The sequence below is a fragment of the Segetibacter koreensis DSM 18137 genome, from assembly GCF_000374045.1.
GTDB classification, from domain to species: domain Bacteria; phylum Bacteroidota; class Bacteroidia; order Chitinophagales; family Chitinophagaceae; genus Segetibacter; species Segetibacter koreensis.
Genome location: NZ_KB893328.1, coordinates 45073 through 60417, shown reverse-complemented (window position 1 = coordinate 60417; position 15345 = coordinate 45073). Strand labels below are relative to the sequence as shown.

10 protein-coding genes are annotated in these 15345 nt (G+C 38.7%); 7 read left to right on the top strand and 3 right to left on the bottom strand.

All coding sequences use genetic code 11. From position 1 onward, the window contains the following. Positions 1–37: 37 nt before the first annotated feature. Positions 38–931 (bottom strand): alpha/beta fold hydrolase, encoded by an 894-nt coding sequence (locus tag B154_RS0113925; protein ID WP_018614867.1) that lies wholly within the window; start codon positions 929–931, stop codon positions 38–40. 788 nt (positions 932–1719) lie between these two features. On the opposite strand from B154_RS0113925, the gene B154_RS0113920 reads away from it, so the two are divergent. The 4 genes from B154_RS0113920 to B154_RS0113905 all read left to right on the top strand — a co-directional run bounded on the left by B154_RS0113920 (position 1720) and on the right by B154_RS0113905 (position 10922). Next, the gene (locus tag B154_RS0113920) at positions 1720–5115 is read left to right on the top strand and encodes a SusC/RagA family TonB-linked outer membrane protein (protein ID WP_018614865.1); all 3396 of its coding nucleotides are present in this window, start codon (positions 1720–1722) and stop codon (positions 5113–5115) included. Positions 5116–5145: 30 nt separating this feature from the next. Continuing rightward, on the top strand, positions 5146–6798 hold the full coding sequence (locus B154_RS0113915; RefSeq protein ID WP_018614864.1) for a SusD/RagB family nutrient-binding outer membrane lipoprotein: 1653 nt from the start codon (positions 5146–5148) through the stop codon (positions 6796–6798). A gap of 33 nt (positions 6799–6831) precedes the next feature. Beyond that, positions 6832–9015, top strand: coding sequence for a ligand-binding sensor domain-containing protein (locus B154_RS0113910; protein WP_018614863.1), 2184 nt, complete (start codon positions 6832–6834; stop codon positions 9013–9015). Positions 9016–9704: 689 nt separating this feature from the next. Continuing rightward, on the top strand, positions 9705–10922 hold the full coding sequence (locus B154_RS0113905; protein ID WP_018614862.1) for an aminopeptidase: 1218 nt from the start codon (positions 9705–9707) through the stop codon (positions 10920–10922). A gap of 126 nt (positions 10923–11048) precedes the next feature. Here B154_RS0113905 and B154_RS0113900 read toward each other — a convergent pair whose 3' ends face one another. Then, a complete protein-coding gene (locus B154_RS0113900; RefSeq protein WP_018614861.1) occupies positions 11049–11489 on the bottom strand; it encodes a hypothetical protein in 441 nt (146 codons plus the stop codon). Positions 11490–11766: 277 nt separating this feature from the next. Between B154_RS0113900 and B154_RS0113895 the strand changes: the two genes are divergently transcribed. From B154_RS0113895 to B154_RS0113885, 3 genes are all read left to right on the top strand, one after another. Beyond that, entirely contained in the window at positions 11767–12126 is a 360-nt protein-coding gene (locus tag B154_RS0113895; protein ID WP_018614860.1) for a DUF4870 domain-containing protein, read from the top strand. 260 nt (positions 12127–12386) lie between these two features. Continuing rightward, positions 12387–13571: a nicotinate phosphoribosyltransferase gene (pncB, locus tag B154_RS0113890; RefSeq protein ID WP_018614859.1), complete on the top strand. Its 1185-nt coding sequence runs from the start codon at positions 12387–12389 to the stop codon at positions 13569–13571. Positions 13572–13632: 61 nt separating this feature from the next. Continuing rightward, positions 13633–13923, top strand: a complete 291-nt coding sequence (locus B154_RS0113885) for a hypothetical protein (protein ID WP_018614858.1) — start codon at positions 13633–13635, stop codon at positions 13921–13923. A gap of 35 nt (positions 13924–13958) precedes the next feature. On the opposite strand, the gene dgt is transcribed toward B154_RS0113885, so the two are convergent. Beyond that, positions 13959–15338: a dGTP triphosphohydrolase gene (gene dgt / locus B154_RS0113880; RefSeq protein ID WP_018614857.1), complete on the bottom strand. Its 1380-nt coding sequence runs from the start codon at positions 15336–15338 to the stop codon at positions 13959–13961. Positions 15339–15345: the final 7 nt, after the last annotated feature.

Below are 15345 nucleotides of genomic sequence, written 5' to 3'. Positions count from 1 at the left end.
GCTCAGTTATCATGCTTTTTCTGTTGTCATCAGTCTTTCATAACCTCATAAATTTCAAAATCGCCTTCGCAAATTCTGCAGGCGCCTCTTGCGGCAGATTGTGTCCTACTCCTTTAACAACTCTTCTTTCATAACCGCCTTCGAAATAATTAACATCTTTACCTGTTCCCGAAAATGGTTCAACACCGTCGGCTTCTGCATCTATTATTATCGCAGGTACTTTTATTGTTGGTTGCTTTTGCAGCGACTGTTCTATACTTTCAAATTTAGGGTCGCCAGTCGCTAATCCATATCGATGTCTATATGAATGCACTACTACTTCTACAAAATCGGGATTGTTGAATGAAACTGCTGTTGCTTCAAAAGTGCTGTCATCAAAATTCCATGTCGGAGACCAGTTGCTCCATAATAGCCTGCACAGTTCGTTTCTGTATTTTGTTAATCCCATACGTCCACGTTCAGAATGGAAGTAGAATTGATACCAGTTTAGCATTTCAATTTCCGGCGCAACAGGCTCCGAATATTTTGCTATGTTTTGAATGTTATATCCTGCCATTGATACAAGTCCGATAATACGTGTTGGAAAAAGTGCAGAAGCAATGCAACAAGCTCGTCCACCCCAATCATACCCGCCCACAATTGCTTTTTGTATAGATAGAGCGTCCATTAATGCAATTAAGTCATTGGCTAATGCAGCTTGCTGGCCAGAACGGATGGTATCTGGAGATAAAAATTTTGTCGGTCCGAACCCACGTAAGTATGGAACGATAATGCGACAGTTTTCAACCATCAGATGTATTGCTACTTCATCGTAAGCTCGTACGTCGTATGGAAAACCATGAAGAAGTATAACAGCCGTTCCATCAACGTTTCCACTTTCTTCATAAGTAATGCAAAGGTCTCCTGCATTAACTTGTTTCGATGTTCCCATATCAATTCATTTATTTCGAAAATTACATCTAAGATTACCCACAGCGTAAAAATACTGGCGAAAGCAGGCAGTTGTTATTCGCCAGGCTAAACGAATGCAGATTAAAGTAGAATGGTCATTGTTAATTTTGAAGCTGATTGAAAAACCAGCAGCAAATAATTGGAGCCGATCAGCGACTTGTTGCCGATTGCTTTTCGGCCACCCTGCTTTTGCCCTAAAAAGAGGCATTTAGACCGGAGCAGATCAAATTTAAGTTTGACTACAAGTAACAATCTTTGGTTACAACTAATTGTAAACGCCATAAATAAAGTTACAGCTAACTTCAACGAACAAACAATTTTTGTTGGTCTTGCTGTACGCAAACGCAGCTTCGATTAGTGGAGAAAATTTATATACCCATCTTTGTATGGTAGCAGGATCCACTTTTACTCCTCCGGTGGATAATAGCGCTTCCACATTTTCGACAACTTAGATGAAACCTTAATTTAAAATATGCGGCTTGTAGAACCACCGCCTTCGGAAACCGATCTCCTTTAAACATCTTTCTAATTTAGTCCTATCTTAAGTAGTTCTGCAAATGGGACAAAACGTGGGCAAGACAAGGTAGATGAGAGGTTTTAAATCAAAAATATTTCTTTTAAAAATAGTAATAACAAAAGATTTTTTTTAAATTGTAATAATATCCCCCTTCTTTTTTTGCTTAGACAATTTTTCCGGTAACTGCTTATTTTAAAAATGAATAATTCTAAAGAATTTGAGTCAGTATACAATACCAAAACTTTCGATCTATGGAAAAAAAATTTCTATTTAAATGTTTACTTAGGCGGCCGGTGCACTTATTCATTGCGCTGCTTTTATCAACAGTGATATGCGCCCAAAGTTCTCAGTCGGGCAATGCATCAGGAATTACTGTGAAAGGAATCGTAAGAGATAAGAATGGACCTTTAGCAGGAAGTTCAGTTTCAGAAAAAGGAACGCAGAATTCGACTTTGACAAAAGAAGACGGAAGATTTTCTTTAAATGTCTCAAAACCAAATGCAACTCTTGTATTTAGTTTTGTCGGCTACAAAACGTCAGAAGTAAAAATAGCAGGTCGTTCCGAATTAGATATAGTATTGGAGCCAACTGCGGGGGAACTGGCTAATGTAGTTGTAACAGCTTTAGGCATTACAAGAAGTAAAAGGTCTCTTGCCTATTCGGTAGCTGAAGTAAAGTCAGAAGACCTCGTGAAAGCTTCAAACCCCAATCTTTTAAAATCATTAGATGGGAAAGTAAGCGGGGTAAACTTAACGAACCTTAGTAGTGACCCCACATCTTCAGTATTGGTAAACATTCGCGGCACAACTATGATGCCTTCACTCAGTAGCGGTGCAGATGTTTCGGTAAGATCGCAGCCATTATACGTGATAGATGGAATACCCGTAGGTGCACAAACTTTTACTCCTAAAGATGGTGTCGATTTCGGCAACATCCTTTCCCAGTTAAACCCTGAAGATATTGAAAGTGTAACAATCTTAAAAGGCGGAAGTGCCGGAGCTTTATATGGCGCGGAAGGAGGAAACGGGGTGGTAATGATTACGACAAAATCCGGCAAAGGTGGCAGAAAAGGTCTTGGTGTTTCCTACACTTCTTCTGCCGTTTGGGATAAGGCGTACCAGTTTATCCAGGAGCAAATGGAATACGGCCAGGGTGAACGCGCTTTTGAATGGCAGTACGATAATACAGACACCTGGGGTCCCAAGCTTGACGGAAAATTTACCGCACAGTATTGGGACGTGGCGGCGCAGGAATGGAAAAATGGTCCAATGCTTTCTTCACACGAAGACCGGGTAAAAGCGTACCTGCAAACCGGCAATACATTTACCAATACCATTAGTGTTACCGGTAATTATGATAAGGGTTCTTTCCGTTTATCAATGTCAAATATGGACAATAAAGGAGTAATGCTAAACACCAAAACAAACCAAACTTCTGTAACGCTAAATACCGACTACAGGCTTAACAGTAAAGTAAGGGTTTCAGTCAGTTCGAGCTATATCCGTACTTATTCGCCTAACAAGGCAAACATCACCGGCTCAAACAGTATATTAAATAACCTGCTTTTTAATTTCCCATCAAACCTTCAACCACTTGCTGCCATGAAAAATTACTGGTTGAAAGGATATGAAGGCATTCAGCAAAACGGTGCTATTATGAAAGATAATGGCGTTGATGTTGATACCGATAATCCCTGGTGGACCACATATGAGAAAGTGCATCGTTTCACCCGAGACAGCTATTTTGGAAAACTTCAGCTCGATTGGCAATTCTCAAACAGGTTTTCGTTTTTGCTAAGAACAGGTATGGAGAATGTAAAAGAAAATTATGAATTTAGGCAATCGTGGGGTAAAACAAGTATGAGTGATAAGGCTGCCAATGGAGATGGGCAGTTTGCTGCAGGTACAAACAGCAGTCTGTTGGCAAACTCTGACGCTATTATTACCTATAATAACAATTTTGGTAAGTTTTCTTTGACAGCCGCTGCCGGAGCTAACTATACTTATTCTAACAATAGCAGTTTAGAAAATACTGCAGGCAAACTTTCTGCACCTTCGATCTTTACTTTGGAAAACGCTATGCCCGGTCAGTTATATGTGTCAGCATCAGGGTGGGGAACAGGACAATCTTATAGCACTTATGGTACTGCAACCCTTGGTTATAATAACCAGCTTTATCTTGATGTTACCGGACGAAATGATTGGAAGGGAATTTTAAGTGAAGAAAAAATTCATTATTTCTACCCTTCTGCTTCCCTGAGTTGGATCACTTCAGAAACTTTCAAACTTCCTAAAGTTTTTAACCTGGTTAAAGCCCGTTTGGCTGTCGCTGATGTCGGCAATGGTTTAACCAGGAGGAGATCTGTAGACACTTATTCTTACGATGCAAGCAACTGGGGAGCGATAAAAACTGTAAGCTTACATGCTTCGTTAGTTGATCCCAATATTAAACCGCAACATTCGGTTACAAAAGAAGGTGGTATTGATGTTTCAATGCTCGATAACCGCCTTCGATTTGATTTTACCTATTTTATAAAAGATCAGAAAAATCAGATTGACAATATTCCTACCGTACCGGGAACCGGATACACAGGAGTATTAACCAATATTGGTGACGTTAGAAACAAGGGTTATGAATGGGGTTTAACTATAAGCCCATTAAAAACAAGAAGCTGGAACTGGGATGTCTCAGCAAGCTTTACACATTACAGGGCAACCATCACGAGATTATCGGATAAGTTTGCGCCCAACGGTTACGTATTTGCCAACTATGATGGAAAGACAAGAGTAAAAATTGCTGTTGGCGAGGAAATTGGAAATATTTATGAACAAAATCCCATACTGAAGGTGAAATCCGGAAAGTATGCCGGGCAATATTTATTAAACAGCGAGGGGGGAGAATTTCAAATTTCAGGAGATGAAAGAGACCGTGAAAAGCTGGGCAATTTTAATCCTGATTATATCCTCGGACTAAACACAACGTTGCGATACAAGCAGTTCTCTCTAAATCTTGTTGGTAGTTTTCGTAAAGGTGGAAAATATGTTTCAGTCAACCAGCAGTATTTGGAATCTAACGGAAGAGTAAACACTACATTAGGTTCAGGACCAAACAACCCATGGTGGAAAGGGGGGCGCGACCCCGAACATGGAGGCCTGCCCTGGCCCGCTGCCGGCTCCAGCAAGTACGAGGCTATCAATAATAACAACGATGGTCAGCGCAGCGACTGGAATGATGCCAGCTATGCAAAAGGTGTTTTTATAAATCCTGATTTTACAGGTGCGACTCCTTCTGATAAAGATTACATCGTTAACGGAGAAGACCCCAATAATACTTTTTACCAGATTCCTTACAACAGTTATGGAGATGTCATCTGGGATTTTGCTTCAACAAGAACTTTTGATGCCACTAATTTTAAAATGAGAGAAATTTCTCTTTCTTATACTTTGCCCAATAAAGTAACCGGCAGGTATAAAATAAATAATCTAACGCTTTCTCTCATTAGCCGAAATGTATTTCAATGGAATAAGTCAGGGAGGCATGAAGACCCTGAATCGGCATTTACAGGTGTTGGTGCAAACCAGGGCATTTTAAGAGCAACATTACCAAGCATTCGTTCATACGGAGTAAAGCTTGGCGTCGAATTTTAATTTCAGACTAACCCTTTTTAAAAATAAAGTATGAAATCATTTATTATTAAAATATTTGGAGTCATTTTATTTGTCGCATTTAGTTCGTGCAGTAAGGATGCATTGCGCAGTAATGACATCCTGCACCAGCTAAATGCCACTGAATCTGTCAACGACCCGTTTCTTCTGTCTTCCGTAATTAAACAGACAGCCCTTTTTTATCAGAATATGGGTTATGAAAACAGCAGGCTTCCTTGCGCGGTACAGTACATGCAAAGAAATTTCCAGGGCGGCGACAACTACTATTCCGGTTTTAAAACGCCTTCAGATGATATGTATGCCGCGATGAATATTCTTAAACTGATTGATAATGCAATCGCACTTACAGATAAAAGAGGTTCTCTGACTCACAAAGGAATCTTTACAATTTTCAGAGCCCTGCTTTTTTCATTTGTCACAGACTTTTATGGAAATGTATATTACAGCCAGGCCCTTAAAGGCCGCGAAGGGATTTTGTACCCCAAATATGATAAGCAGGAAGATATTTATGCAGGTATCCTAAATGAACTTGAACAAGCTAATACCCTTATTGCACAAGGTTCAGAATCTATCTCCTCCTCTTATGACATCATGTTTGGTGGTGATAAAACCCAGTGGCAGAAATTTGCAAACTCTTTGCGCTTGCGATTATTAATGCGGGCTTCTAATAAATTGGCAGATGCAGGAGCAAAAATGCAGGCTATTGTAAGCAATCCGTCTGCAACGCCAATCTTTTCAGAAACAACTGATAATGCTTCCATCTCATATATTGGAACGACTGCAGATAACTCATGGCACGGCGGCACGTTATACTGGAGCGATAATGAGGAGTTTGATAAAAGACGGCCTTGCAAAACTTTGGTTGACAAACTAACTGCTTACAATGATCCGCGTTTGCGAATATGGATTGCGCCGGTTGAAAAACCTTGGACAAGTGATCCTGCTTCAAATGGGGTTGAAGTTTCTACAACTGATCCTAATGGATTTTCTTACACTTCCACATGGGAGTATATCGATCATTCCAATCCCGATATTGCAGCCCAGTCTATAAACATTCTCGACTCAAACAAACTTTATGCAGGCTTTATTGCCGGCATGCCGGGCGACTGGAAAAATGGTAATGGACATTACAATACAGAAGCTGGCGGTGTTGTTGGCAATTTTAAAGTGTCTAAATTTTCTCAATTGTTTAGGCAAAACAGTCATCCCTTATTGAAGGCGATGATCATGAACAGTGATGAAGTTCAGTTTATTCTTGCAGAAGCTGCAGCAAGAGGTTTGATTACCGGCGATGCGGATGCATATTACCGGAAAGGAATAACTTTATCAATGCAGCGCTGGGGCATTCCAGATGGTGCTATAGCAACTTATCTTGCTCAACCAACTATTACTTTGCCGTCAGACAATACCGGCAAGCTCGTAAAGATTGCCGATCAAAAATGGCTCGGTTTATTTCTTGTTTCCGACGAAGCATATCTTGATCTACGCCGTACCCGTTTGCCTGAGATTTTTAAAAATGGAAACTTAAGCACTTATCAATTTCCGTTGCGTTACCGTTATCCGGGTGCCGAACTTGGACAAAACAAAGATGCGTATGATGCCGGTGTTGCCGCCCTGGCTCCTGCAGTTGACGATGAGTTTTCAAAGATGTGGTTATTGCAGTAAATTAATTGACGGACATTAATTAAGTATTTACCTATGAATCAAACGACATCAACGGCTAAACTTTTTTTCATTTTTAGTGCCTTGTTTTGTTTATGTGCAAGTAATTGTAAGGCGGAAATTTTTGAACCCGACACTTCTTTCAAACAAGCTATTTCTGTTAAGTATAATCTGCCTGAGTTACTAAAAGGAAGTGCACTAAAAAAAGTAGTGGTTGATTATAATGATATTATTTATATACTTACAGACAAGGGCTTGTACCGGGTGAATGATAAAGATTTGGTGAGAGACGTACGTTATACTCCCCTCGCTGAGAAAATACCGGTAGATGTGGCGGTTCAGGAAGGCGAGGGTAATTTATATTATTTGTATAAAGACAAAGTGCTTACAAACGCGCAGGCTGGTGCTTTTTATAAAATACTTCCTGAAAAAAAATATGCAATGTTGGCGGTAGCTGGAGATGGGAGTGTGCTTTTAGCAGGAGATAGCGTAGTAAGTCTATGCAAAAATGAAAGCCTCGCTCATATTCCTAAGCCACCTGGTAAACTGCTTTCACTTTATGTTTATAAGGGCACCTTTTATGCTTTAACCGGTGAAGCTGTATATCAGCTAAAAGCTGGTCGTTTTATAATGTTGCACAAAGGATTAGGCCTTAAAACTATTAGTTTCAGAAAAGATGAAATAATACTTGCAACAGCTAAAGGCTTCTATGGCATTAGCATGCTAAATGGTGATTCTACTTTTTCACTTCAAACGAAAGTGCCTGTAGAAGACATTGATTATTTAAAAACAATAGATGACAATATATGGGCTGCAACAAATGACGGTGCTTACATGCAGGAGCCAACAGGAAAATACCGGTATTACGCTTCAAAAAGATGGCTAGATGAAAATAAGGTTACATGTATAGCATCAGACTCGAAAAAAAATGTTTACTTGTTAACTCCTACCGGTTTAAATAAGATTGAATTTCATTCGCAAACATTGTTGCAGAAGGCAACATACTTCGAGGAGAAAATACGACAGCGGCATATCAGGTATGGGTTTATATCAAATGTAACTTTTACAAAGCGGGGAGATATCGCAACGGCGAAAATGACTGACACAGACAATGACGGTTTATGGAGTGCGTTTTATCTGGGCAGCCAGGCTTTCAGATATGGGGTAACAAGAGATAAAACAGCAAAGCGGTATGCCTGGGAAACTTTTGAAGCGTTTGAAAGAATACTGTCTGTTAATCCGCTTAAAGGATTTCCTGCGAGAACTTTTGAACGGCGAGGTTTCAAGCATTCCGATCCTGAACGGTGGCATCCTTCGCAGGATACAGAATGGGAATGGAAAGGGACAACGAGCAGTGATGAATTTGTAGGATATATTTTCGCAGCCGCTGTGCTGCATGAGTTAACAGCAGAAACTGCAACGGAGAAAAAAAGAGTTGCTGATTTTATTGATAAAATACTGGGGCACATTATCCGAAACAACTACCAGTTTATTGATGCAGATGGTAAGCCAACTCTTTGGGGACGGTGGAACCCCGAGTACATTAATTCGATTCCATCGACAGTAAGTGACAGAAAGCTTGGAAGCACTACTATAATAGCAGGTTTACAGTTGGGGTATGCACTTACAGGCAAAGAAATTTATAAAACAGAAGCATTACGGCTGATGAATGAGCATGGCTATCTGAAAAATATTCTTGTTTCTTATAAGAATATCAAACCTACGGCAGGTGTAATTCATTTAGGAGTCGATATAGGCAGTGGAAATTGGAATCATTCAGATGATGAGATGGCTTTCTTAACGTACTGGGTATTGTACAAATATGCTTTCAATAAGGAATTGCAGCAGCAATACAAGCAGGTTATTATTGATCACTGGGAGATTGAAAAACCAGAAAGAAATGCACTTTGGAACGTGATCACTTTTGGAACAACAGGCACTATTGATAAAGAGTCGACATTGTGGCATCTGAGAGAATTTCCGATGGATTTGATGCGATGGGATGTAAAAAACTCCCACCGGAAAGATATTGTTCTGCTTCCACCCAATTTTCGCAACCAGTTAACGAAAGACCTATTGCCTCCCGATGAAACACCCATACACCGCCACAACGCAAATGCTTTTGAGCTTGATGGAGGTGAAGGCGGAACGAGCGAATTGGCGGGGGATGAATACCTCTTACCCTATTGGATGTCAAGGTATTTGAAAGTAATTGAGTGATAAAAGTATTTTGATTGGTTTAATTAAGCATCTTTAGGACCGCTTTATTTAATTCGAGAGAATTATTTTTACGTTTAGCAGCAAATGCTGGCAGAATTTATTCACAAGTTATAAGTTGTTGCTATAGGTTATTAGAACTTTTTGAAAGTTTTTGTAAATCTTGAATACACTCCATTAAATTAGAACGGTTTTCACCAATTTCAAATTGGTAAAAGTCGGGAAAATAAAGCATTCTACATTGCTAATACTGGTTGCTTTATTTCCATCTATCAACAATCAATTCATATTAATGAAAAAGAAGAATAAAAAATGATTAGGACAATTGGTTCGTTGACGCGATGCGCAATAACCTGGACATTTTATTCTTCCAAGCCAATTCTTTTTACTTGTAGTAGATATAAAATGACAAAAATTAGTCAGTAGATATGAGTTAGAGATCTGTGGGTAATCCGGTTAAAAGAAATTGCAGGTTCAAACGGGCACCTTATACAGCAAGTGATTGATTTTTTTAGTAGGCAAGAAACACCCACAAAGAGTACTACAAAATTTTCGTTAAATGCGTTTGTAGCACCTCATTCAACTCTTTTATGAATGACATAAAAAAACATGGTGAAAGCGCGGCATTAGTTACCACTTTCCCTTTAACCAATCCTCCATAACTTCGTTCCCCTTAAACGATGATCACTATCATGAAGCTTGATGAAACTTTACTGAAAAAATATGCCCAGGTTATGGTACGATATGCGTTAAATAACGGTCATGGTATTAATAAGGGCGATACCGTTTTTTTGGTTGGGCAAGAATGTACCAGGGACTTATTTACGGCTATTGCAAAAGAGATATATACAGCAGGCGGAAACGTTATTACTAACTATTTACCCAACAATACCAGGGATAACAGTCTTCCCCGCTTTCTGCTACAAAATGGTGCCGATGAGCAAATTTCTTTTTTTGCTAAACCTTACTGGCAGGGGATAGTAGATTCGTCAGATCATTTACTCTTTATTATTTCGGAGCCCGACATTCACTATTTGGAAGGATTGCCCTCATCAAAGATCAGCATGATGAACAGTGCAAGAGCTCCGTATATGAAAATGCGGGAGGAAAAGGAGCAGGCTGGAAAGTTATCATGGTCACTTTGCCTTTATGGCACTCAATCGATGGCTGATGAAGCAGGACTAACCTTGGAGGAATACTGGGAGCAAATTATAGAAGCTTGTTACTTGCAGGAAGATGACCCCGTGATGAAATGGAAGACTGTACAAAAAGAGATCGAGGACATAAAAGATAAGCTGGATGCTTTAAAAATTGAAAAGCTACACATCAAGTGTGAAGATGTTGACTTGGAAGTGCAGATAGGTCAGCACCGAAAGTGGCTTAGTGGAGGAGGAAAGAATATCCCTAGCTTTGAGATTTTTACATCCCCTGACTGGAGGGGCACGAATGGCTCTATCCATTTCAACCAGCCGTTGTATTATTCGGGCAAACGTATATCGGGGGTGTCACTACAATTTGAGAACGGGATCGTAGTAACATCCTCTGCAACAGAGAACGAGGATGCATTAAAAGAGATGATAGCCCAGGAGAATGCCGACAAGGTCGGAGAATTTTCGTTGACAGACAAACGTCATTCACGCATTACAAAATTTATGGCTACTACCCTATTCGATGAAAATATGGGTGGTGCATACGGGAACACTCATATAGCACTAGGTAATGCCTATAAAGATACTTTTACCGGAGATATGTCCTCTGTAACTGATGATCAGTGGGCCAGTATGGGTTATAACAGTTGCCCAAAAGTGCATACAGACATTATAAGCACCAGTAATAGAACTGTTACTGCCACGCTGTGTGACAATACTCAAAAAGTGATTTATCAAGAAGGACAATTTGTGTTGGATTAGTGATAGTTGAGCTCCAGATCACTTACAAATCACCCGGAAACGAAGTAAACTTCTATTGTCAGGAGCCTCATTTGTTTAGTTAAAAAGGCTGCTCATAAACGAACAGCCTTTTCAATATGAATTTGTTTACTTTCTTACATTTTTTAAAACTGAAACAAAACCTTCGGCTGATACTTTTAAAAGTAGTGATTGTGCTTCATTTTCCGCCGATATATAATAAGCAGTATCTTCTACCCCATCGAATTGAATTGCTTCTTTAAAGGTATAATCTGCAAACTTTTTTGCAAATGCCCTTTTTGCACTGGTGGGCAGCTTATCCATTGCAATATTGCTACTGGTCGCTATCTTGTTCCCATCAAGGTCATAAAAGGCATCCATGTTCTTATCATTTAAAATAAAAGAAACTTTTACATAATTTTCTGTGGATTTCCAGTTTACATTTTTTGCATCTTTAAATTCGAGCAAGAAATTGCTTGCAGCTTTAGAATTTACTTTGTTCTCACCAGCGGCAAATGAAGATGCAGCAATTAACAAAGTAAGCACGGCAGAGGTTACTAACTTTTTCATGATTTTCTATTTTTTAGTTTTATTCGTTCTATTTAGAAGATATAATGTATAATGATGCCAATTCCTTTTATTGCTGATTACCAATTAGTTACTTAAAAGTATTGAATAGAAAGTGTTCGAAAATGAACATGTAGTGAATGATTTTATTACAAAATACTGCCAGGAACACGTGTATTAAATAAAATGTATATAAAAAGAGCGCTTTTATATTAATAGCGTCTCAAAAGTTATGAAATATAAAAAGTATTGAGTTACTTTAAAGAATAAAATAATCTTTATGGAAAATGATACTTACCTGGGGGAAGGTATTCAACCGGATTATATACCTACAAGTGATGAAAAAACATTAGCCATATTGTCCCACATCTTAACACTAGTAGCGCCAATACTTGCACCATTGATCATTTATCTTCTAAAAAAAGACGAATCAAAATTTGTAACATTTCATGCAAAAGAGTCTCTAAATTTCCAGATTACTGTCATGATAATTGTAATTGGACTTTTAATTACCATTATAGGAATGTTGGTAGCATGGATAGTTGGTATTGCAGCGCTTGTTTTGGTTATAATTGCTACAATAAAGGCGAGTGAAGGAAAATTGTATAAATACCCCTTTAATATAAGACTTATTAAATAAACATATCTGCCAATACCGGCTTCTATTGAAAGTATTTAAACAATAAAAAGATATTATTTAGTTTTTTATTCAAAATCTTTAAGGCTCTTCAACTTTGTCCAATTAGCTTCTACAATTAAGTTAGAAGCACGAAACGTTTGTTTTTTAAATTCATATAAAAAAATCGTTACTGATACTTATCGTTTTTAAAAAGACAATTCTATTTATCGCCGAATTAAAATGATAGCATATAAATTGCATAGCAACATTGAAATAATAATATGGATAAAGGCTTTGTGCAATTTTCTTCGCTGCTCGATAATGATTTTTACAAGTTTACAATGCAGCATGCTGTAATACGTTTATTTCCTAAAGCAAAAGCACGTTATAAATTTATTAACCGTGGAAAAGACGCGTTTCCACCTGGGTTTGCAGAAGCGCTGCGACAATCTGTCGAGGCAATGTGTAAGTTGAAATTGACCATCGAAGAAAAGGAATACCTTAGAATAACATGCCCTTATCTTGCGCCAACTTATCTTGATTTTTTACAGGGTTACTGCTACAACCCCGATGAAGTAAGCATTGAGCAGGATGGAGAACGGTTAAGCATTTCGATAGAAGGCTATTGGTACAGAACAATTTTGTGGGAAATTCCACTTTTATCACTTGTGTCAGAACTGTTTTACGGGATGAAGGGGCAATTGCGAAACAATGATAAAGAGGTTATACAGATTACAAAAGAAAAGATAAAAAAGTATGCTGAACTGGGTGTCACAGTAGCAGAGTTTGGAACCCGAAGAAGACATTCCTACAAAGTGCATCAACTGGTTGTGCAAGCTTTAAAAGAATACGGAGAAAATTCGTTTGTAGGCTCAAGTAATGTACATCTCGCCATGACGAATGATGTTAAACCTATTGGCACTCATGCACACGAGTGGTTTATGTTTCATGCTGCACAATATGGTTTTAAAATGGCTAACTCGCTTGGTCTTGAGCACTGGACCGAAGTATATGAAGGTGACCTTGGAATTGCCTTGACAGACACTTACACCACCAAAGTATTTTACAAGCAGTTTGATAAAAAGTTTGCAAAATTATTTGATGGTGTAAGACACGATAGTGGAGATGCTATTGAATTTGCTGAACAAACAATAAAACATTACCAGAAACTGGGAATCGATCCATTGTCAAAAACAATTATTTTTTCAGATGCTCTTAACTATGATAAGGTAGCACGTATTGCAGATTATTGCCGTGGCAAAATAGGTATGTCTTTTGGCATAGGTACTAATCTTACAAATGATGTCGGGCTGCAACCTATGAATATTGTAATAAAAATGGTTGAGGCTTTTCCGGAAGGAGATGAATGGATACCGGTAGTAAAGTTATCTGATGAAAAAGGGAAATACACGGGAGATGAAAAAATGATACATTTAGCGAAGACGATTCTAAATATTCCTGAGTAGCAACACGGCGGCATAATTATTTAGCCTTTATCTACAATAAATACATTTTAAAATTATAAAGATGGACAATAACAATCCGGCAGAAATGAGCAATAACGACCTTGAAAAAGACATGCAGCAGAAAAACCTGGAACAAAACAAACCGGTTAATGAGGAAAACGTAAACAAAAGCACAGCGGCGGAGGGCACATTAAAAACTCCGGAGGAAGACGAATCTTCAAAAATCAATATGAGTACCGCCTATAAGCAAGATGAAGAACAAGACCTCGATGATCTTGTGCATGTACGAGCAAAGGAAAGCCATAACGGAAGCCTGCCCGATCCGGAAGAAGCAAAACTGAGAGGTGAATAGTTTTACAATTTCTATTGTTTAAGTTACGAAAATCGTTACCGGTGTTGAGGTATTTCAACACCTTTTAGCTTTCTGTACATTTCCGTGGCATACAAATCCGTCATACCAGATATCAGGTCAAAAGCGTTGAGAACTTTTTTATAAGCCGATTCTGCTTCCCTAAATTCGGTAAACTGCAGCGGAAATAACTTCAAAATTTTCTCGTCTTTATGACCGGGCCTCTTCCTAAGTAATGCAGGCACAAAAAGGCTGAGAAGTTCCCCCATAACGTTGTAACCTGCTATTTCAATTTCAAGAACAGTATCATGATTATAGATCTTTTCGTTCGATATTTTCATTAACTCCGATAAGGCCCCACAACTGCCTTCAATGTTATCAACCAAAGTGTCATTAAAAGTTCCTTCTAATATTTTTTGCCTGTTATCACAAAATACTTCTGCTGCCCGCATTGTCAACAGGTTAATCGCTTTTGCACGTAGATAACTTATCTTCTCATTCATATCACCTATTTTCTTATAGATTTCCAACGTGCGGTTTTCTTCTTTCTTGCTTGCATCAAGACATTTAATAACATGCATAAAAGAATCCTTCACTACCTCGTGAGAAAGTATGCCAAGCCTGTTTGCATCTTCCATATCAATTATGCTGTAACAAATATCATCTGCTGCTTCTACAAGATACACAAACGGATGTCTTTGATAAATTACTGTGTCAGAATCCTCTCGCTGCATACCCAACTTTCCGGCTATTGCGTGAACAGCATTTATCTCAGATTGAAAAAAACCATACTTTTTTCGATGCTTAAACTTTTTATCAATAGCTGTTGCTTCACATGGATATTTTAAAATGGAGGCAATAGTTGTATATGTTAACCCTAATCCACCCACAAGTCTGCCTTTAAAAGTATGTGTAAGAATGCGTATTGCATTGGCATTACCTTCAAAATTCGAGATATCTGCCCACTCCTTTTCATTAAAAAAGGACTGAAGTTCCGTGCCGTCAATAGTAGCGTGAGCATTATCATTAAAATATGCTGAAATGGCTTTTTCGCCCGAATGACCGAATGCCGGATTCCCGATATCATGGGCCAGACAGCCAGCCGCTATCACATTTGCCAATTCATACTTATAAAACTCATAACTGTCTCCATTTTTATCGCCAATCTCACGGCTGATCTTTTCGCCTGCCATGCTACCGAGCGATCGGCCTACGCTTGCTACTTCAAGAGAGTGAGTAAGCCGGTTATGTACAAAAGTGCTGCCCGGCAGCGGAAATACCTGTGTTTTATTTTGAAGCCTTCTGAAAGAAGAAGAAAATATTAACCTGTCAAAATCGCGCTGAAAACCTGAGCGCGGACCTGCTGATTCTTTTTCCTGTCCTACCCTTTGTGTTGTAAAAATTGTCTCCCAGTTCATATTCAAA

Excerpts from the sequence above, each read along its gene's own strand:
- dgt (WP_018614857.1), bottom strand. The coding sequence starts at position 15,338 with ATGAACTGGGAGACAATTTTTACAACACAAAGGGTAGGACAGGAAAAA.
- B154_RS0113900 (WP_018614861.1), bottom strand. The coding sequence starts at position 11,489 with ATGAAAAAGTTAGTAACCTCTGCCGTGCTTACTTTGTTAATTGCTGCA.
- B154_RS0113885 (WP_018614858.1), top strand. The coding sequence starts at position 13,633 with ATGGACAATAACAATCCGGCAGAAATGAGCAATAACGACCTTGAAAAA.
- B154_RS0113905 (WP_018614862.1), top strand. The coding sequence starts at position 9,705 with ATGAAGCTTGATGAAACTTTACTGAAAAAATATGCCCAGGTTATGGTA.
- B154_RS0113915 (WP_018614864.1), top strand. The coding sequence starts at position 5,146 with ATGAAATCATTTATTATTAAAATATTTGGAGTCATTTTATTTGTCGCA.
- B154_RS0113920 (WP_018614865.1), top strand. The coding sequence starts at position 1,720 with ATGGAAAAAAAATTTCTATTTAAATGTTTACTTAGGCGGCCGGTGCAC.
- B154_RS0113910 (WP_018614863.1), top strand. The coding sequence starts at position 6,832 with ATGAATCAAACGACATCAACGGCTAAACTTTTTTTCATTTTTAGTGCC.
- pncB (WP_018614859.1), top strand. The coding sequence starts at position 12,387 with ATGGATAAAGGCTTTGTGCAATTTTCTTCGCTGCTCGATAATGATTTT.
- B154_RS0113925 (WP_018614867.1), bottom strand. The coding sequence starts at position 931 with ATGGGAACATCGAAACAAGTTAATGCAGGAGACCTTTGCATTACTTAT.
- B154_RS0113895 (WP_018614860.1), top strand. The coding sequence starts at position 11,767 with ATGGAAAATGATACTTACCTGGGGGAAGGTATTCAACCGGATTATATA.